The following is an 18238-nucleotide window of genomic DNA, read 5'->3' on the forward strand; positions in this document are numbered from 1 at the left end:
TAAGTGAGTCAGGCGCTCATGTAACTAGTAGTGACTTACTGTAACTTAAAATCGATGAGACCTAGGGGTTGACCCTAGATCAACGGCAGGCGTCGTCCGACGCCTCAGGCCGCGAGCGCCGCGATCTCGGCTGCGCTCAACGCGCCGCTATAGATGCGAAGGTCCTGCATGCGCCCGTTGAAGCAAGGGTCGGCCGGGTACTGCGAGCGGCCGAGCCAGTTCTGGGTGGTGTCGCCGAGCTGGAAGGGCGCGAGCGCAATCGCGTTGTTGCTGCCGGCAGCCACGCCGTCAACGTACAGCGTGCCGGTGGTGCCCGACAGGGTGACCGCCAGGTGCACCCAGCGGCCGGTGGGCAACGCGCTCGCCACGATGCTCTGCTCACCGTACCAGGTGGTGCCGGTCACCGTGAAGCGCATCGAGCCGCCGGCATCGCGCGGCAGCAGTGCGAGGTAGGCGATGTCGCTGGAGCCGAAGTCGAACACGCGTGTGTTGGTGACGGCGGCGTTCCAGTACACCCATACCGCGATCGTGAAGTCGCCCAGGCTGGAGAGCACACCGGCGGGCAGCGCGAGGTGGCCGCTGCTGCCGTCGAGCGCCAGCGCGCGGCCGCCGCTGCGGCCTTCGCCCCAGCTGGCGCCGCCCTGCAGCGTGCCGCTTTGGCCGTTGCCGCTGCCATCGGTGGCCGTGGTTCCGCTCGCCGCATCCAGCGGCAGTTGCGCGCGCAGCTCGCCGGGCAAGGCCACGCGCGCCACGTTGGAGACGCTGCTCTCGCCGCTTGCGCTCACCGCGGTGACGACGTAGTGCCAGATGCCGTTGCCCGGCGTGTCGGTGTAGGTGCGAGGGTCGGTGACGCTGGCGACGGTGGCGAAAGGCCCGTTCGCCGAAGTGCCTCGCTTGACCTTGTAGCTCGTCGCGCCTGCGCTGCCCCACCACGACAGCAGTACCTGGCCAGCAGTGACGTAGGCCGTGAGGCCGCTCGGCGGCGTGCCCGCGGCTGCGGGATCGCGGCTGTAGGTCAGCGTGCCGAAGCTCGGCTGGTCGCCGCCCCATTCGCTGCGCTCGGGGCGTAGCTGGGCGGCGATGGTTGCCACCCAGGGCGCCGCAAGCCCCTTGCGATTGACGTAGTGGTTGTAGATCGACTCCCAGCACGGGCGCAGGTTGGGCTGCCCGGCCGTCGACACCACGGTGAAAGTCCCCTGCCTGTTGACGTAGGTCGAGAACGGCGGCGAGTAGTACTGGCCGTTGCCGTCCTGCAGGTTCGACATGGCCACGTACTCGGCGGCGGCGAGGAAGCGGTTGTTGCCGTAGCCGTAGAGGTCCTCGCCCTGGCTCCAGGCCATTTCGCACAGCAGGCCGGTGAGCGCCATGCCGAGCGTGGAGTGTCCCTGGTCCCGGCCGCTTTCCTGCCATTGCCCCAGGTAGCCGGGGTGGAGCATGTAGACGTTGTGTGCCGCCGCCCCGTTGCCGCGGCCGGTCTTGTAGTAGGCGATGGCCTCGTCATAAAGATCGGTGCGATCGCAGAAGATGCCGATGGCCAGGATGGCGCAGATGTTGCACAGATCCCAGTTGGCCCAGTAGTTGGTGATGTTCGCGTCGTTGTGCCTGATCAGGAAACTGTGGCTGAGCGGATAGAACACCTCCAGCAGCAGCTTCTGGAAGCGCGCGATGCCTTCGGACGACCAGCCCGGATAGCTGCGCATCATCTCGGCCGCATTGGCCCATTGGTAGCCGTAGATGCCGGCGGCCAGGAAGCGGTCCGAGTTGCCATTGAGTGCCGTCATCGTCGACGACCATGCGTCGAGGTATTGCACCGCCAGGTCCGCGTAGGCGGTGTTGCCGGAGACCTTCCAGCGCAGCGCGAACTGGTAGGCGCGCTCCATGTCCTCGACCATGGTGCGGTGGTTCTCGCCGTCGCCGCCGCGCACCACCGTTGCCAGCGGCACGGGCGCGCGGCCGAGCTGGGCACGGCTGCTGGAGGTGAGCGCATTCCAGCCGTCGACCCAGGGTTGGGCGCCGGCCGCGATCTTGGTTCGCATGCGCTCGAAATCGGCCTCGGTGTGCAGCAGACCGGGATGCGTGAACTTTCGCGCTTGCGACGTCAAGGTGGAGTTGGTGACAGGCTCGGTCGCAGCGACTTCGGTGGACGTGGCCGTCGAAGTCGCCGCATTCTGTTGCGTGGTGCCGAGCGCGCCGGCGCTGCCGAAGCCGCTGCTTCCACCGTCTCCGCAGGCCGCGGTTCCCAGGGCTGCGAAGCTCACTGCGCCCACGCAGAAGAGGCGGCGATCCAATGAAATGTCGTTGTCGTTTTTTGGCTGGTCCACGTTTGACTTGGCGTTGTGATGTGCTGGATAAGTTACGGCCAGCAACATATATGCCAGTCACTCGAGCCAGGTCCTCGCGCAGGGCCGCGCCTGGCATGCGTGCCCGCAGTGCGACGTCCGGCGTCAGAAAGACGCTCGCTATGCCAAAAATGTCACATCACGATGCCGCTTTTCAATGCGCCGTCGCCGTTTCCACCGTTGCCACCGCCCCGGTTCCATAGCCCGCGGCCGCCACCGGCACGCCGCCGCGCAGCACCTGCACCGCGCAGTACTTGAACTCCGGGATCTTGCCCATGGGATCGAGCGCCGCATTGGTCATCAGGTTGGCTGCCGCCTCGTAGTAGGCGAAGGGCACGAACACCGCGCCGTTCGGCGTGCCGTCGTCGCGGCGCACGTGGATCGCCACCTCGCCGCGGCGCGAGCGGATCGTGACCACGTCGCCCGCCTGGAGGCCCAGGGTCTCCAGGTCGCTCTGGTTCATCGACGCCGTGGCCATCGGCTCCAGCGCATCGAGCACGGTGGCGCGGCGCGTCATGCTGCCGGTGTGCCAGTGCTCGAGCTGGCGCCCGGTGATCAGCACGAAGGGGTACTTGGCATCGGGCCGCTCGTCGGCCGGGATGATGTCGGCCGGCACCAGCTTCACGCGGCCGTCGGCGGTCGGGAAGTCGTCGATGAAGACAGTCGGCTGGCCCGGATCGTCCGCGTCCAGGCAGGGGTAGGTCACGCTGGATTCGCGCTGCAGCCGCTCCCAGGTGATGCCACTGATGGCCGCATGCATGGCCTGGCGCATCTCTTCGTAGACGGCGGCCACGCCGGACTCCTCGCCCTCGTAGTTCCAGGCCAAGCCCATGCGTTTTGCGATCTGCTGGATGATCCAGAGATCGGGCTTCGCCTCGCCGGGCGGGTTGAGCGCCTTCTTGCCAAGCTGCACCATGCGATCGGTGTTGCTCACGGTGCCGGTCTTCTCGGGCCAGGCAGTGGCCGGCAGCACCACGTCGGCCAGCCACGCGGTCTCGGTCATGAAGATGTCCTGCACCACCAGGTGTTCCAGGCTCGCGAGCGCATGGCGCGCATGGTTGAGGTCCGGGTCGCTCATCGCGGGGTTCTCGCCCATGATGTACATGCCGCGGATCTTGTGCGGATCGCTGTCCGGCGCCAGCGCCTTGTGCATGATCTCGACCACCGTGTAGCCCGGCTTCTCGTCGAGCGGCATGCCCCAGAAGTTCTCGAACCAAGCGTGCACGCCCGGGTTGTCGACGCGCTGGTAGTTGGGGAACATCATCGGGATCAGCCCCGCATCGCTCGCGCCCTGCACGTTGTTCTGCCCGCGCAGCGGATGCAGGCCCGAGCCGGGCTTGCCGATCTGGCCGGTGACCGTGACCAGCGCGATCAGGCAGCGCGCGTTGTCGGTGCCGTGCACGTGCTGGCTGATGCCCATGCCCCACAACACCATCGCGCCCTTGGCCTTGGCGAAGGCCCGCGCCACTTCGCGCAGCGTCTCGGCCGGAATGCCGCAGATCGGCGCCATCGCCTCGGGGCTGTAGCCCTTGACGTTCTCGCGCAGCGCCTCGAAGTTGCTGGCGCGGTCGCGCACGAAGGCCTCGTCGACCAGGCCCTCGTCGATCACCGCGTGGATCAGCGCATTGAGCATCGCGACGTCGGTGTCGGCCTTGAACTGCAGCGTGCGCCAGGCGTGTCGGCCGATGTCGGTGACGCGCGGGTCGGCCAGCACGATCTTCGCGCCGCGCTTGGCGGCGTTCTTCATCCAGGTGGCGGCCACCGGATGGTTGGCGGTCGGGTTGGAGCCGATGATGAAGATCAGGTCCGCATGCTCCACGTCGTTGACCTGGTTGCTCACCGCGCCCGAACCCACGCCTTCGAGCAGCGCCGCCACGCTGGAGGCATGGCACAGCCGCGTGCAATGGTCAACGTTGTTGCTGCCGAAGCCGGTGCGCACCAGCTTCTGGAACAGGTAGGCCTCTTCGTTGCTGCCCTTGGCCGAGCCGAAGCCGGCCAGCGCCTTCTTGCCGTGCGTGTCGCGCAGGCTCTTGAGCTTGCCCGCGGTGAGCGCGAGCGCCTCTTCCCAGCTGGCCTCGCGGAAGGCGTCGTGCCAGTCGCCGGGCCGCGGTGCGTCGTTGAAGTCCTTGGGCACGCCGGGCTTGCGGATCAGCGGCTTGGTCAGGCGCTGCGGATGGTGCGCATAGTCGAAGCCGAAGCGGCCCTTGACGCAGAGTCGGCTGTGGTTGGCCGGGCCGTCGCGGCCGTCGACGCTGACGATCTTCTCGTCCTTGACGTTGTAGGTGATCAGGCAACCCACGCCGCAGAAGGGGCAGACCGAATCGACCTTGCGGTCGACCTGCTGCGAGCCGATCTGGCTCTTGGGCATCAAGGCGCCGGTCGGGCAGGCCTGCACGCATTCGCCGCAGGCCACGCAGGTGCTGTCGCCCATCGGGTCGTCGAGGTCGAACACGATCTTCGAATCCCCGCCGCGCATCGCGTAGCCGATCACGTCGTTGACCTGCTCCTCGCGGCAGGCACGCACGCAGCGGTTGCACTGGATGCAGGCGTCGAGGTTGACGGCCATCGCGGGGTGCGAGACATCGGCCTTCGGTTGCTCGCGGCGCAGGGCCTTGAGCTCGGGGCGGACGGAGATTCCGAGGCGTTCGGCCCATTCGCTGAGCTCGCCGTGCTGGCCGACGGGGAAGCCCCCACCCTCCCCCAGAGGGGAAGGGAGCAACTCCGGACTCGCCCCCTCCCCCTTTGGGGGAGGGTTGGGGTGGGGGCTCGCAGCCTTCGCCGCCGCCTCGTCGTTCCACTTGTACCCGCGGTCCGGCATATCGGACAAGAGCATCTCGACCACCATCTTCTGGCTCTTCAGCGCCCGCTCGCTGCGGGCCTGCACCTCCATGCCCGCCGTCGCATTGCGGCAGCAGCTCGGCGCGAGCGTGCGCTCGCCCTTCACCTCGACCACGCAGGCGCGGCAGTTGCCGTCGGGGCGCAGGCCCTCCTTGTAGCAAAGGTGCGGGATATCGACGCCGTGGCGCTGCGCGGCCTGAAGAATGGTTTCGCCTTCGAAGGCCTGGACGGCGCGGCCGTCGAGCTTGAACTCGATGGTCTGCGGAATCACTTCGGCAAGTCGTGTGGGAGCGTTCACGCGATCTCCTCGGGGAAGTACTTCTGGATGCAGCGGATCGGATTGGGCGCGGCCTGCCCCAGCCCGCAGATCGATGCATCTCCCATGACCTGCGCGAGGTCTTCCAGCGTGGCGTTGTCCCACACCTGCGCCTGCATCAGCGCCGCCGCCTTGGCGGTGCCGACGCGGCAGGGCGTGCACTGGCCGCAGCTCTCGTGTTCGAAGAAGCGCATCATGTTCAGCGCCGCATCGCGCGCGCGATCGTGCTGGCTCAGCACCATCACGGCGGCCGAGCCGATGAAGCAGCCGTAAGGCTGCAGCGTGTCGAAATCCAGCGGGATGTCGTTCATGCGCGCCGGCAGGATGCCGCCCGAGGCGCCGCCGGGCAGATAGCCGTAAAGCGTGTGGCCGTGCAGCATGCCACCGCAGTATTCGTCGATCAGCTCCTGCACCGTGATGCCCGCCGGCGCGAGCTTGACGCCGGGGTTCTTGACGCGCCCGCTCACGCTGAAGCTGCGCAGCCCCTTGCGCCCGTGGCGGCCGAAGCCGCCGAACCACTGCGGGCCTTTCTCGACGATGTCGCGCACCCAGTAGAGCGTCTCGAAGTTGTGCTCCAGCGTCGGCCGGCCGAAGAGGCCGACCTGCGCGATGTAGGGCGGGCGCATGCGCGGCTCACCGCGCTTGCCTTCGATGCTCTCGATCATCGCGGACTCCTCGCCGCAGATGTAGGCGCCGGCGCCGCGCCGCAGCTCGATGCGCGGCAGCGTGCAGGGCGGGTCGGCCTTGAGCTTGGCCAGCTCGGCCTCGAGCAGCCGGCGGCAGTCGTGGTATTCGTCGCGCAGGTAGATGTAGCAGGCCTCGGTGCCCACGACCTGCGCGGCCACCAGCAGCCCTTCGAGGAAGCGATGCGGATCGCGCTCGAGGTAGGTACGGTCCTTGAAGGTACCGGGCTCGCCCTCGTCGATGTTCACCGCCATGAGTTTCGGCGCCGGCTGCTCGCGCACGATGCGCCACTTGCGCCCGGCCGGAAAGCCCGCGCCGCCGAGGCCGCGCAGGCCCGAGTCTTCCATCGCGCGGAGCACGGCCTCGGCGTCCTCTTCGCCGTTGACCAGCGCGGCCGCGAGCGCATAGCCGCCGTTGGCGCGGTAGGTGGCGTAGTCCGTGAAGGCGGGGATCTCCGCGATCCCTTCGGGCGGCGGCGAGACGCTTTTCTCGGCCAGCGCCGCCGGCACGAAGTTGAAGGTCTCGGGCGCTGACGGCCTGGCGTCCAGCGCCTGCAGCAGCCGGTCGGTGGTCGCCAGCGGCACGGCGCGCTGGTGCACCGCCGCGGCCGGCGCCTGCTCGCAGCGGCCGATGCAGGGCGCGGAGATCACGCGCACGTCGTCGCGGCCCGCCGCGCCCAGCAGCGCAGGCAGCCGCGCGAGCAGGTCCTGTGCGCCGGCCAGCTCGCAGGCCAGGCCATCGCACACGCGGATCGTGAGCCCGGGTGCCTGCTCGTCGCCGCGCAGCACTTCGAAGTGGTGATAGAAGGTCGCAACCTCGTAGACCTCGGCCATCGGAACGTTGATGAGCGAGGCCAGCGCCACCAGGTGGCGGTCGTGCAGCCCGCCGTGCGCATCGTTGAGCAGGTGCAGCTGCTCGATCAGCAGGTCGCGCCGCCAGCCGTCATCGGGCCGCGGGCCGATGAGTGCGCGCACCTCCGCCAGCGCTTCGGTCTCGGGCTGCCGGCCCTTGAGCTTGCTCTTGCGGCGGATGCGCTCGCGCAGTTGATCGGGGGTCGCGAGCGGGATCGCCTGGACGGCGTTCTGGGTGCCTGGGTAGTTCATTGCCTCGGCCGTTGTTGCGGACTGTCCGGCCGCGCGAAGGCACGGCCTGCCCGACTGTCGCCCCGCTTGCGGTTTTCGGCAAATTGAATCCGCACATGGGGCGATTCAATAAAGAAATGATGCGGCGCACCTCACTAGACAGAATGGCTTGAGCCGTTGAGGTGGCCCGTCTCCAGGACTACCGTGGGTTGCGCACCGTGGGTGCGCCGAGCCACAACGCTGCACCCCGAGGGGCGGACAGCGTGTCAACGAGCAAGGAGACGGGCCATGAGTCAATCTACCACCACTGCGGCCACCGTTTACGTTGGCCTAGACGTCCACAAGGACAGTATCGACATCGCCCTGGCCGAGGCCGGCCGTGACGGCGAAGTGCGCCATTTGGGCGCGGTCGCCGGCGGCGTCGGTGCCGTCACCAAGGCCCTGCGCCGCCTGGTCAGCCGGGGCCATTGCCTACATGTCGTCTACGAAGCGGGCCCCTGCGGCTTCGTGCTGCAGCGCCACCTCGCCGCACTGGGCTACCACTGCGAGGTGGTGGCGCCCTCGTCCATCCCCAAGCGCTCGGGTGATCGGGTGAAGACCGACCGCCGCGACGCCTTGATGCTGGCGCGCCTGGCACGCGCAGGTGAACTCAGTGCCGTGCGCGTGCCAGACGCCGTGGACGAGGCGCTGCGCGATCTGGTGCGCGCCCGCGAGGACGCGGTGCGGGAACAGCGCAACGCGCGCCACCGCCTGAAGGCGCTGCTGTTGCGCAGCGGCGTGGTGTACGCGGGCAAGAGCGCCTGGACGGCGGCGCATCTGCGCTGGCTGGCCAGCATGGCGCTGCCGCACGCCGCGCAGCAGATCGCCTTCCAGGAGTACCTGCACGCGGTGAGCGAGTCGGGGGCGCGCATCGCACGCCTGGAGCAGTCGCTGCGCGATGCGCTGGCGGGCTGGTCGCTGGCGCCGGTGGTGGCCGCGCTGCAGGCGCTGCGCGGTGTGCAGCTCATCGCCGCGATCACGCTGGTGGCCGAGATCCAGGACTTCCACCGCTTCGCCAACCCGCGCCTGTTGATGGCCTACCTGGGCCTGGTGCCCAGCGAGAGTTCCAGCGGCCAGCGCCGCCGACAGGGTGCCATCACCAAGGCCGGCAACTCGGCGGCGCGGCGCATGCTGGTGGAAGTGGCGCACCAGTACCGCTACCCGGCGCGGGTCAGTGCGGTCATCGCCAGGCGCCAGTCGGAGTTGCCCAAGGCCGTGACCGACATCGCCTGGACGGCGCAGTTGCGGCTGTGCGCGCGCTTCAAGCGGCTGGCCGCGCGGCGCATGCCGCACAACAAGATCGTGGTGGCCATCGCGCGCGAACTCTCGGGCTTCGTGTGGGCCATTGCGCGCGAGGTGACGCCGCCTGCCTCGACGTGAACCCGCGATGACATGGCAAGCAACGCGAAGGAGGCGCCTATCGAACAACCTCTTTGAGGCCGGATCGGGAACGCGGCGCAGCCACGGCCACAGGGGAATCCTCGGCGCGGCTATTGCGCAGCCACGCAAGTGACCAACCGCAGACCCTAGAAAGCAGGCAGCCCCGCGACGAATACATGAACTGTCGGTAGCCAATCCACGCATATCAGCATGATCAACCGTCGCTCACGCACCCGGCTCCGTCGCGTTCCCCATCCGGCATTCGCGAACGAATTCTGCAATCCGGAACCCGGAGAGATGGGCTTGCGCTCTTGACAGGATCAAGCCATATCAGCCGCGCAGCGCTCCGCTGTGCGCCGCGACTTCCTGCTGCCAGGCCGGGCTCTGGACCAGCGCCAGCGCCGCATCGAGGGCGCGCGAGGGCCGCACGGCCGTCTGCGTCATGAAGCCGATCGGCGTGCGCACCTCCGGCGCCACCAGCGGCAGCGCCTCCAGTTCGCCGTGGCTGCGCACGGCATCGACCATGCCGCCGGGCAGCACGGCGCAAACGTCCCCGGCGCTCACGCTGAGCGCCAGCGTCAGCACCGAATTGGTCTCGATGGCCGGCTTCACGGTGACGCCGGCATCGGCGAAGGCCTGGTCGACGATGGAGCGGTTGTGCATTTCCGGCGTCAGCAGGCACAGGGGCAGCCGCCCCGCTTCTGCCCAGGCGATGGGCGCGCCGAACTGCAGCGCCGGCTGGTCGGCGCTCGCCGACCGGCGCACCAGGTAATAGTGCTCGATGCTCTGCGGCCAGGCCGTGAGCTTGACCTCGCCGCTTCGCATGCGCTCGGTGTAGCCGAGGGCCAGGTCGAGCGACAGGTTCTCCAGCCCGGTTTCGAGCTCGAGCGAACTCATCGACAGCACCGTCGGCACGATGCCCGGATGGCGCGCCCGCAGCCGTCCCGCGAAGCGCGCCAGCATCGGCATCGCGGTCGGCACCGCGGCCATGCGCAGGTTGCCGCGCGGACGGTCTTCTTCGCTCTTGAGCAGCTGCTGCAGCACCTCGTTCTCGTGCAGCATGCGGTGGGCCGCGGCCAGCACGGCCTCGCCCTCGTGCGTCAGCCCGGAATAGGTGCGCCCGCGCTTGACGATCACCACGCCGAACTCGGCCTCCAGCGCACGCAGCGCGTTCGACAAGGCCGGCTGCGTGATGTGGCAGGCCTGCGCGGCGCGGCCGAAGTGGCGGTGCTCGTGCAGCGCGCTGAGGTAGCGCATGGACGCGAGCAGGTTCATGAGCGCTTGATCAGGTGTTCTTGCTGACCGTGATGGTCGGGAACTTGGCCGAGAAATCCTTCGCCTTTTCGGCAATGCCGACCGCCACGCGGCGCGCCACCGACTTGTAGATGCCCGCCACCTCGCCGTCGGGATCGGCCACCACCGTCGGCTTGCCGCTGTCGGCCTGCAGGCGGATGTTGATGTCCAGCGGCAGCGCGCCGAGGTACTCCATGTTGTATTGCGCGGCCATCTTCTTGCCGCCCTCGGCGCCGAAGATGTGCTCGACGTGGCCGCAGTTCGAGCACACGTGCACCGCCATGTTCTCGACGATGCCGAGGATCGGCACGCCGACCTTCTCGAACATCTTGATGCCCTTCTTGGCGTCGAGCAGCGCGATGTCCTGCGGCGTGGTCACGATCACTGCGCCGGTCATCGGCACGCGCTGCGAGAGCGTCAGCTGGATGTCGCCGGTGCCGGGCGGCAGGTCGACGATCAGGTAGTCGAGCTCTTTCCAGTTGGTCTGGCGCAGGAGCTGCTCCAGCGCCTGGGTGGCCATCGGGCCGCGCCAGATCATGGCCTCGTCCTGGTCGACCAGGAAGCCGATCGACATCACCTGCACGCCGTGGTTTTCCAGCGGCTCCATGGTCTTGCCGTCCTCGCTCTCGGGACGGCGGTCGATGCCCAGCATCATGGGCAGGCTCGGGCCGTAGATGTCGGCATCGAGCAGGCCGACGCTGGCCCCCTCGGCCGCCAGCGCCAGCGCCAGGTTGGCCGCGGTGGTGCTCTTGCCCACGCCGCCCTTGCCCGAAGCCACGGCGATGATGTTCTTGACGTTGGGCATCAGCTGCACGCCGCGCTGCACGGCATGGCTGATGACCTTGGTCGCGATGTTGACCGACACGTTCTCCACGCCGGCCACGCCCTTGGCCGCGGCCACCAGCGCCTTGCGCATCGCCGGCATCTGGCTCTTGGCCGGGTAGCCGAGCTCGATGTCGAAGGAGACGTCGCCCTCCTGGATCTGCAGGTTTTTCAGCGCCTTGGTGCTGACGAAGTCCTTGCCCGTGTTGGGGTCGAGGACGGTCTTGAGCGCTTCGGTGAGCGCCGCCTGGGTAACTGCCATTGGTAACTCCTAATGACAGATAGTCTAGTCCGCCGCGTCGCGGCGCCTATTCAGAGCACGCGAAAGCCGTGCGTGCCGTCGGACTCCAGCTGCGCCACCAGGCCGAACTCCCAGTCGAGGTAGGCCTGCATCGCCTCGGGCGGCGCGTCGGTGCCTTCGTAGGGCCGGCGGTAGCGGCCGGTCGCAGGCGTCGCGGCCTTGGCCGGTGCCGGACCCTTGTCACGGCGCGCCGACGCGGCCTGCGGCGCCAGCACATGCACCTCCCACCCCATCTGCGCCAGCCACGAGGCCGTCATCGGCGCCCGCACGCCGTCGTCATCGGCCAGCACGATGCGCGCGCCGCGCACCGGCACGTGGTGATCGGTCTCCTGCACCAGCTGCCCGCCCGGCGCGCTCGCGAAGCCGGGCAGGTGGCCGGCCTCGTACTCCTCGGGCGTGCGCACGTCGAAGCGGTAGAGCGTGCGGCCAGGCGCTTCGAGGGTGGCGAGCGCGTGGAGATCGACCCAACGCACGCCGGCACGCCGTGCCACGTCTTTCGCCGAAGCCCGCGCCGCGGCACGGTTCGCTTCACCTGCTTCGGGCGCCCGGCGCGTGGCGCCGTGGTCGAGCACCTGCCCTGCCAGCTTCCAGCCAATCGTCCCGTTGCGCAGCGCCGCCACCGGATTGGGGATGCCCGCATTCACCAGCGACTGGGTGCCGATGATGCTGCGCGTGCGGCCCGCGCAGTTGACGATCACGCGCGTGGCCGGATCGGGGGCGAGCTCGCGCACGCGCAGCACGAGTTCGGCGCCGGGCACGCTGGTCGCGGTGGGGATGCTCATGGTCTGGTATTCGTCGAAGCGGCGCGCGTCCAGCACCACCACGTCGGCCTTGGCATCGATCAGCGCCTTCACCTCCTCGGCCGCGAGCGAGGGCGTATGGCGCTCATGCTCGACCAGTTCGCCGAAGGCCTTGCTCGGCACGTTGACGTCGCGGAACAGCTCGCCGCCGGCTTGGCGCCAACCCTCGAGTCCGCCTTCAAGCAAATGCACGCGCGTGTAGCCGAGCGCTTGCAGTCGCTCGTCCGCGAGCGGCGCGAGGTCGATGCCCTCGTGCTCGCCATAGACCACGATCAGCGTGTCGCGGCGCGGAATGCGGCGCCAGGCATCGAGCTCGATGCGCGACAGCGGCAGGTTCGCGGCCCACAGCGGATGGGCCTGTGCGAAGGGGTCTTCCTCGCGCACGTCGAGCAAGGCGATCTCGTCGCCCGCAAGCAGGTGGGCGCGCACGGCGACAAAGGACAGCGTGGCAGTCATGGATGGTGAAGTTCGGCGGATCGGTCCCAGAGATTGGGCAGTTGCGTATTCGAGTAGCCGGAGACGAAGGGCTTGCGCCCGCCGCCCGCAGGGTAAGTATGGCGCCGCACCGCACCGATGTTGGCGCCGTAGACATGGATGCTGATCGACACGCGGTCGTCGTAGGCGTTGTGCACGCGGTGCACGTCGCCGATGCGAGGCGACACGGCCTCCACGTCGCCCGGCGCAAGCCACGAGGGCTCGCCCTCGGGGCGCAGCTCGCCATGTCGCTCGCGGTAGGCCTGGCTGTACTCGGCCCCGCGCAGCATGCCGATCAGCCCCCACACCGTGTGGTCGTGCACCGGCGTGGCCTGGCCCGGGCCCCAGACGAAGCTGACGACCGAGAAGCGCTCGGTCGAGTCGGCATGCAGCAGGAACTGCTGGTAGCGCTCGGGGTGCGGCCGGGCATAGGCATCGGGCAGCCAGTCGTCGCGCGCCACCAGCCGGCGCAGCAGCGCACCGCCCTCCTCCAGGATGCGCGGTTCGCCGGGATGCGTATCGAGCAGGCGGCCGAAATCGACCACGAACTCGCGCAGCGGCGCCAGCGCGCTCACGCTGCCGGCTTCCAGACCCGCGTGTCGGTGATGGCCCGCACGTCCACGCGCAGCGGCAGGATGCCGTCGCGCGCCGAGCGGTCGGCCACGGCCTGCAGCGCGACGATGTCGGCCTCGCTGACGGGCCGGCCCGTCACGGCCGCGCGCGCGGTGATGGTGCGCGAGGTCTCCAGCGGCAGCCGCGTGAGTTCCGCATAGACCTTGGCATAGGCCTCGGCGTTGGCCTTGGCCCATTCGCCGGCGCGGCCCAGCCGCTGCAGGAAATCGGCGATGGCCGCGCGCTTGGCGGCGTCGGCCAGCGCCGACTCGCTCGCGGTGATGAAGGCCAGCGCGGTGTTGATGCCGCGGCCGTCGCGCAGGATGCGCCCGCCCTGCTGCAGCGCGATCGCGTAGTAGGGATCGAAGATGGCCCAGGCGTCGATCTGGCGCGAGGCGAAGGCGGCCGCCGCATCGGTCGGCAGCACGAAGCGCAGGTTGGCCTCCTCGCGCTTCACGCCCGCCTCTTCGAGTGCGCCGTAGAGCTGGTACTGCGAGATGCTGCCGCGCGCGGACGACACCACCACGCTCTGGCCGCGCAGGTCGGCCACGCGGCGCAGCGGCGAGTCGGGCTGCACCACGATCCCCAGCGCCTCGGGCTTGCCGACGCGCGTGGCGACGATCTTGAGCGGCGTCCTGCCCACAGCCGCGGCGAGCACCGGCAGGTCGCCCGCGACCGCCGTGTCGACGGCCGCGCTGCGCTGGGCTTCGAACAGCGGCGCGGCGCCCTGGAAGTTGGCCCAGCGGTACTGGAAGGGTGCGCCTTCGAGTGCACGCGAAGCTTCGAACAAGGCACGCAGGCCGCCGGCCTGGTCGCCGAGCACCAGGGTCGTGGGCGCGCTGCCTTGCGCCAGCGCGCTCAGCGGGCCGGCCAGCGAGAGTGCGACGCCCTGCTTGAGCAAGTGACGGCGCGAGCTCATGAACGCACTCCCAGCGCCGCCTTGCCCGCGCCCACCAGGATCGCATCGTTCTGCGGCGTATGGATGCGGCTGCACAGCACGTCGCGGTAGTGGCGCTCCAGCGGGTTCTGCCGCGCCAGGCCGTGGTTGCCGGTGAGCTGCAGCGCCAGCTCGACGGCGCGGATGGCGTTGTTCGTGACCGTGTACTTCAAGAGGCCGCTGTCGGTGGCGGCCGGCGCATGGCCGGCGTCGACCTCGGCCGTGGCCTGATCAAGCAGCACGCGGTTGCTGCGCAGCAGGGCCTCGATCTCGCCCACGTGTTCCTGCACGCGCGGCAGGCTGGCGAGCGAGGCGCCCAGCGAGCTCGGCGCGCGCCGGTTCAGGAAGCCGACGAGCCAGTCGCGCGCGGCACGCGCCGCGGCGTCGTAGAGCGTGCCCAAGAGCACCACCATCCAGGCGTGCTGCGTGGCATGAGCGTCGATGTCGGTCTGGCTGCCGGCATCGGGCGCCCACTCGGCCGGCGCGCGCAGATCGACCGCGTGATCGAGCGGGATCGCGACCTCCTCGAACAGCACCTCGTGGCTGCCCGAGGCGCGCAGGCCCAGGTGGTCCCAGCTGGCCACCACGCGAATGCCGGGCGCGCCGCGCGGCACCAGGAAGAAGCCGGTGCGCGGCGCCGCCTCGTCGTCGGTGCGGGCCCAGACGGCGAGCCACGTCAGCCCCTCGATGCCGGTGGTGTAGAGCTTGTGGCCGTTGATCTTCCACTGGGCGCCTTCGCGCCGCGCCGTGGTGGCGGGCAGGCCGCCGCGTGCCGGCGACCCGAGTACAGGCTCCACGCGCAAGGCATTGATCAGCGCGCCCTCACGCACCGCATCGCGCAGCACGCGCTCGCGCAGGCGGGCCGGCCAGCGGCTGTCGGTGCGGCCGATCGCATGCTGCTGCAGCCAGCTCATGGTGAGGATCAGCGCGGTCGCGGGCTCGCCCCAGGCCACGGCCGCGAGCACGCGGCGCGCCGCCGCCAGCGAGGCGCCGCCGCCGCCATGCGCCTGCGGCGCGACCAGGCCGATCAGCCCCTGCGCCTGCAGCTCGGCGAAGTTCTCGCGCGGGAAGGCGCCGCTCCTATCGTGGTCGGCCGCGGTCTCGGCAAACAGGGCGGACAGGCGGGCCAGCAGCGCGGCGTCCGTTGCGGGGTCGGCCGGCAGGCGGCGCAGGACTTGAGAACTCATGGTGCGGCACCTTAAAGGCCGCGCCGCGTGCGGGGAACGACGAATCCCGCATATCCAAACTCGCATTTCTGCGTTCTCTTCGGCCGCGGCGCGCATTACGGTCACGCCTCCCCAAGGTCCACGAGAAGAGCGCTTTCCATGACATCCATCCTTTCTGCCTGGTCGCGCCGGCAATGGCTGCAAGCCGCCGGCACGGCCGCGGCCTTCGGCGCCGCCGGCCCGTGGGCACAGGCCGCCGCGCCCACCGATCTCTCCGGCCTCACGCTGCGCATCGGCACCTACAAGGGCCTGTGGCGCCCGCTGCTCGAGGCATCGGGCCAGGGCAAGACACCCTACAGGATCGACTGGCGCGAACTCAACAACGGCGTGCTCCACATCGAGGCCATCCAGGGCGATGCGCTGGATCTGGGCTCGGGCAGCGAGATCCCGGCCACCTTCGCGGCGCGCCAGAAGGCCAAGGTGCGCTTCGTCGCCGTGATCCATGAAGACCTGAACAACCAGGCGACGCTGGCGCGCAAGGACGCACCGATCAAGACCATCGCCGACTTCAAGGGCAAGCGCGTCGGCTACGTGCGCGCCACCACCGCGCACTACTACCTGAGCAAACAGCTGGCCGAGGTCGGGCTCAGCTTCAACGACATCCAGCCCATCAACCTGAGTCCGGCGGACGGCCTCTCGGCCTTCGCGCGCGGCGACCTCGATGCCTGGGCCATCTACGGCTACAACGGGCAGCTGGCCCGCACCCAGTACGGCGCGCGCACCATCAAGACCGGCAAGGGCTATCTCTCGGGCAACTTCCCGGTCTATGCCAATCCGCGCGCGGTGGACGAGCCGCTGCGCCATGCCGCCATCACCGACTTCCTGCTGCGGCTGCAGCGCGCCTACGCCTGGGCCAACGGCAACTACCTCGAGTACGCGAAGGCGCAGTCGGCAGAGACGCGGGTGCCGGTGGGCGACCTGATCGAGCTCTTCAACGGCCGCAGCAACGACTACGCGCTGGGCCCGGTCACCAGCGCCGCGGTGCGCAGCCACCAGGAGGTGGCCGACACCTTCCAGAAGCTCGGCGTGCTCGACGGCCCGGCCGAGGTGGCGCCGCTGTGGGACCGCAGCTTCGGCGCCGCCCTCTCGCGCAACAACAACCCGGCCTGACCACTTTTTGCATCGAAGGAAGAAACACCCATGAGCGACAGCATCGAATTCATCGGCATGATCCAGGCCCAGAAGGTCTCGGAAATCCATCCCGCGCGCGGCCCGGCGATCGACCGCGACTACGTGCGCGCCTTCGCGCAGGCGCACGAAGCGGCCGGCTTCGACCGCGTGCTGGTGCCGCACCACTCGACCAGCCCCGACGCCACGCTGACCGTGGCCTATGCGGCCTCGGTCACCGAGCGTATCCACTTCATGCTGGCGCACCGCCCCGGCTTCGTGGCGCCGACGCTGGCGGCGCGCCAGTTCGCCTCGCTCGACCAGTTCAGCGGCGGACGGCTTGGCGTGCACTACATCTCGGGCGGCTCTGACGAAGAGCAGAAGCGCGACGGCGACTGGCTCGACCACGACCAGCGCTATGCGCGCACCGACGAGTACCTCGAGCTGCTGCGCAAGGTGTGGACCAGCGACAAGCCTTTCGACCATGAGGGCGCGCACTACCGCTTCAAGGATGCGTTCTCCGAAGTGAAGCCGGTGCAGACACTGAACGGCCGGCCGCACGTGCCGGTGTATTTCGGCGGCGCCTCGGAAGCCGCGATCCCGGTGGCCGGCAAGCATGCCGACGTCTATGCGCTGTGGGGCGAATCGCTGGCCCAGGCGGCCGAGCTCACGGGCCGCGTGCGCGCCGAGGCCGCGAAGCAGGGGCGCAACGTGCGCTTCTCGGTCTCGTTCCGGCCGATCCTGGCCGAGACCGAAGCCAAGGCCTGGGAGCGCGCCGACAACATCCTGACCGAAACCCGGCGGCTGCGCGTGGTGCAGGGCTTCGGCCGCGGCGGTCCGCAGCAGAGCGAGGGTGCGAAGCGCCTCTTGGCCGCGGCCGAGCATGGCACGCGGCTCGACAAGCGGCTGTGGACCGCGGTCGCGCAGGAGATCGGCGGACGCTCGAACAGCACCGCGCTGGTCGGCACGCCGGAGCAGGTGGCCGATGCGCTACTCGACTATCACGCGCTCGGCGTCACCACCTTCCTGATCCGCGGCTTCGATCCGCTCGAGGACGCGATCGACTACGGCCGCGAATTGATTCCGCGCACGCGCGAACTGGTGGCGCAGCGTGTGGCCGCGCAGCGCAAGGCGGCCTGAGCCATGAGCGCCGTTCTTTCCATCGACCGCCCGGCCGCCAGGTCGCAGCAACTTCAACTCAATCCGAACCCGCAGCAGAAATACTGGTTCGATCCGCCTGCGCAACGCCCCAGCATCGAAGCCGAGCGCCGCCATCGCCAGGAGCGGCTGGCCGGCGCCTTCCGCCTGTTCGCGCGCTTCGGCTTTGCGCAGGGGCTGGCAGGCCACATCACGGCACGCGACCCGCAGCTCACGGACCATTTCTGGGTCAACCCGCTGGGCGTGCACTTCTCGCGCATCAAGGTGTCGGACCTGCTGCTGGTCAATTCGAAGGGCGAGACAGTGATCGGCGAGCGCCCGCTCAACAAGGCGGCCTTCGCGATCCATGCGGCGATCCACGAATACAACCCGAAGATCATCGCGGCCGCGCACACGCATTCGACCTACGGCAAGGCCTGGTCGACGCTGGGCCGCAAGCTGGACACGCTGACGCAGGACAGTTGCGTCTTCCATGACGACCATGCGCTCTTCGACGATTTCACCGGCATGGTGGTCGACGAGAGCGAGGGGCTGCGCATCGCGAAGGCGCTGGGCGATCGCAAGGGCGCGATCCTCAAGAACCACGGCATCCTGACGGCCGGCCCGACCGTCGAGGCCGCGGCCTGGTGGTACATCGCGCTCGACAACGCCTGCCACACGCAGCTCCTGGCCGAGGCCGCCGGCACGCCGCATCCCATCGACGAAGCGGTCGCGCGCCACACGCACGGCCAGATCGGCGGGCCCGAAGGCGCGCTGCATGCCTTCGAAAGCCTCTACGAAGGGCTGGTCGAGGCCGAGCCTGAACTTCTTCTTTGATCCGAGGCCCTTCG

At 69.2% G+C, this 18238-nt stretch carries 13 protein-coding genes; 4 read left to right on the forward strand and 9 right to left on the reverse strand.

Annotated features, from left to right (window positions below; genetic code table 11):
* Window positions 1-104 precede the first annotated feature (104 nt).
* The 3 genes from ACSQ9A_RS21420 to ACSQ9A_RS21430 form a co-directional block, all read right to left on the reverse strand.
* Window positions 105-2321 (reverse strand): LamG-like jellyroll fold domain-containing protein, encoded by a 2217-nt coding sequence (locus tag ACSQ9A_RS21420; RefSeq protein WP_436305080.1) that lies wholly within the window; start codon window positions 2319-2321, stop codon window positions 105-107.
* Window positions 2322-2493: 172 nt separating this feature from the next.
* Entirely contained in the window at window positions 2494-5475 is a 2982-nt protein-coding gene (fdhF, locus tag ACSQ9A_RS21425) for a formate dehydrogenase subunit alpha (protein ID WP_436305081.1), read from the reverse strand.
* Window positions 5472-7280 (reverse strand): NADH-ubiquinone oxidoreductase-F iron-sulfur binding region domain-containing protein, encoded by a 1809-nt coding sequence (locus tag ACSQ9A_RS21430; RefSeq protein ID WP_436305082.1) that lies wholly within the window; start codon window positions 7278-7280, stop codon window positions 5472-5474. Before ACSQ9A_RS21430 ends, fdhF begins: the two co-directional genes overlap by 4 nt.
* A 267-nt stretch (window positions 7281-7547) precedes the next feature.
* On the opposite strand from ACSQ9A_RS21430, the gene ACSQ9A_RS21435 reads away from it, so the two are divergent.
* On the forward strand, window positions 7548-8678 hold the full coding sequence (locus ACSQ9A_RS21435; protein ID WP_436305038.1) for an IS110 family transposase: 1131 nt from the start codon (window positions 7548-7550) through the stop codon (window positions 8676-8678).
* 330 nt (window positions 8679-9008) lie between these two features.
* On the opposite strand, the gene ACSQ9A_RS21440 is transcribed toward ACSQ9A_RS21435, so the two are convergent.
* From ACSQ9A_RS21440 to ACSQ9A_RS21465, 6 genes are read right to left on the reverse strand one after another with little or no spacing between them, the layout of a single operon-like run.
* A complete protein-coding gene (locus ACSQ9A_RS21440; RefSeq protein ID WP_436305083.1) occupies window positions 9009-9953 on the reverse strand; it encodes a LysR family transcriptional regulator in 945 nt (314 codons plus the stop codon).
* Window positions 9954-9963: 10 nt separating this feature from the next.
* Window positions 9964-11055: an iron-sulfur cluster carrier protein ApbC gene (apbC, locus tag ACSQ9A_RS21445; RefSeq protein WP_436305084.1), complete on the reverse strand. Its 1092-nt coding sequence runs from the start codon at window positions 11053-11055 to the stop codon at window positions 9964-9966.
* 50 nt (window positions 11056-11105) lie between these two features.
* The gene (locus ACSQ9A_RS21450; RefSeq protein ID WP_436305085.1) at window positions 11106-12350 is read right to left on the reverse strand and encodes a rhodanese-like domain-containing protein; all 1245 of its coding nucleotides are present in this window, start codon (window positions 12348-12350) and stop codon (window positions 11106-11108) included.
* Window positions 12347-12943 (reverse strand): cysteine dioxygenase, encoded by a 597-nt coding sequence (locus ACSQ9A_RS21455; protein WP_436305086.1) that lies wholly within the window; start codon window positions 12941-12943, stop codon window positions 12347-12349. Before ACSQ9A_RS21455 ends, ACSQ9A_RS21450 begins: the two co-directional genes overlap by 4 nt.
* The gene (locus ACSQ9A_RS21460; RefSeq protein WP_436305087.1) at window positions 12940-13899 is read right to left on the reverse strand and encodes an ABC transporter substrate-binding protein; all 960 of its coding nucleotides are present in this window, start codon (window positions 13897-13899) and stop codon (window positions 12940-12942) included. Before ACSQ9A_RS21460 ends, ACSQ9A_RS21455 begins: the two co-directional genes overlap by 4 nt.
* Window positions 13896-15104, reverse strand: coding sequence for an acyl-CoA dehydrogenase family protein (locus ACSQ9A_RS21465; protein ID WP_436305088.1), 1209 nt, complete (start codon window positions 15102-15104; stop codon window positions 13896-13898). The genes ACSQ9A_RS21460 and ACSQ9A_RS21465 overlap by 4 nt, the downstream gene beginning before the upstream one ends.
* Window positions 15105-15242: 138 nt before the next feature.
* On the opposite strand from ACSQ9A_RS21465, the gene ACSQ9A_RS21470 reads away from it, so the two are divergent.
* Genes ACSQ9A_RS21470 through ACSQ9A_RS21480 form a run of 3 tightly spaced genes read left to right on the forward strand, consistent with a single transcriptional unit; the run spans window position 15243 to window position 18224 of the window.
* Window positions 15243-16253, forward strand: coding sequence for an ABC transporter substrate-binding protein (locus ACSQ9A_RS21470; protein WP_436305089.1), 1011 nt, complete (start codon window positions 15243-15245; stop codon window positions 16251-16253).
* 30 nt (window positions 16254-16283) lie between these two features.
* Window positions 16284-17390 carry an LLM class flavin-dependent oxidoreductase gene (locus ACSQ9A_RS21475; RefSeq protein ID WP_436305090.1) on the forward strand — a complete coding sequence of 369 codons (1107 nt, stop codon included), beginning with the start codon at window positions 16284-16286 and terminating at the stop codon, window positions 17388-17390.
* 3 nt (window positions 17391-17393) lie between these two features.
* Window positions 17394-18224, forward strand: coding sequence for a class II aldolase/adducin family protein (locus ACSQ9A_RS21480; RefSeq protein WP_436305091.1), 831 nt, complete (start codon window positions 17394-17396; stop codon window positions 18222-18224).
* The last annotated feature ends 14 nt before the right edge of the window (window positions 18225-18238 follow it).

This window comes from Variovorax sp. LjRoot290, assembly GCF_964253985.1.
Taxonomy (GTDB): domain Bacteria; phylum Pseudomonadota; class Gammaproteobacteria; order Burkholderiales; family Burkholderiaceae_C; genus Variovorax.

Bases quoted from the DNA above. Each gene is read 5' to 3' on its own strand.
- ACSQ9A_RS21440 (WP_436305083.1), bottom strand. From the start codon at position 9,953: ATGAACCTGCTCGCGTCCATGCGCTACCTCAGCGCGCTGCACGAGCAC.
- ACSQ9A_RS21470 (WP_436305089.1), top strand. From the start codon at position 15,243: ATGACATCCATCCTTTCTGCCTGGTCGCGCCGGCAATGGCTGCAAGCC.
- ACSQ9A_RS21430 (WP_436305082.1), bottom strand. From the start codon at position 7,280: ATGAACTACCCAGGCACCCAGAACGCCGTCCAGGCGATCCCGCTCGCG.
- ACSQ9A_RS21475 (WP_436305090.1), top strand. From the start codon at position 16,284: ATGAGCGACAGCATCGAATTCATCGGCATGATCCAGGCCCAGAAGGTC.
- ACSQ9A_RS21465 (WP_436305088.1), bottom strand. From the start codon at position 15,104: ATGAGTTCTCAAGTCCTGCGCCGCCTGCCGGCCGACCCCGCAACGGAC.
- ACSQ9A_RS21460 (WP_436305087.1), bottom strand. From the start codon at position 13,899: ATGAGCTCGCGCCGTCACTTGCTCAAGCAGGGCGTCGCACTCTCGCTG.
- apbC (WP_436305084.1), bottom strand. From the start codon at position 11,055: ATGGCAGTTACCCAGGCGGCGCTCACCGAAGCGCTCAAGACCGTCCTC.
- ACSQ9A_RS21480 (WP_436305091.1), top strand. From the start codon at position 17,394: ATGAGCGCCGTTCTTTCCATCGACCGCCCGGCCGCCAGGTCGCAGCAA.
- ACSQ9A_RS21450 (WP_436305085.1), bottom strand. From the start codon at position 12,350: ATGACTGCCACGCTGTCCTTTGTCGCCGTGCGCGCCCACCTGCTTGCG.
- ACSQ9A_RS21435 (WP_436305038.1), top strand. From the start codon at position 7,548: ATGAGTCAATCTACCACCACTGCGGCCACCGTTTACGTTGGCCTAGAC.